Raw genomic sequence first — 530 nt, 5'->3', positions numbered from 1 at the left:
CCCTTGCTGGTGGTCTTGGTGAACTCGTCGATGTTGGCCCGCGTGCCCGGCCCGGCCGAGACCGACGCCACCGACGCCACGATCTCAGCGTAGGGCACCTCCACCACCCGGCTCACCGCGTAGACGATCGGGATGGTCGCCTGCCCGCCACAGGTGATCATGTTGACGTTCGGAGCGTCCAGGTGCTCGCGGAGGTTGGCCGGCGGGATGACCGCCGGGCCCACGGCGGCCGGGGTCAGGTCGATCGCCCGAATCCCCGCGGCCGCATACTTCGGCGCCGCGTCCCGGTGCACATACGCACTCGTCGCCTCGAACACCAGGTCGGGCTTCTCCGACTGGGCCAGCAACCAGTCCACGCCCTCGTGCGTGGTCTCCAGGCCCAGCTTGCGGGCCCGCGCCAAGCCCTCGCTTTGCGGGTCGATGCCCACCATCCAGCGCGGCTCCAGCCACTCCGACCGCAGCAACTTGTAGAGCAGGTCAGTACTGATGTTTCCCGACCCGACAATGGCCACACTCGCCTTAGCCGGCAT

The 530-nt window shown here is 68.7% G+C and carries 1 protein-coding gene; it reads right to left on the bottom strand.

The window, feature by feature from the left end:
* The coding region (locus tag A5701_RS11980) for an acetylating acetaldehyde dehydrogenase (RefSeq protein WP_197504968.1) at positions 1 to 530 on the bottom strand (530 nt) is incomplete at both ends.

This window comes from Mycobacterium sp. E3305 (assembly GCF_001666785.1).
In the GTDB taxonomy this organism is placed as follows: domain Bacteria; phylum Actinomycetota; class Actinomycetes; order Mycobacteriales; family Mycobacteriaceae; genus Mycobacterium.
Note: the sequence above shows the minus strand (reverse complement) of the source record. Positions and strands in the feature narration are given on the sequence as shown.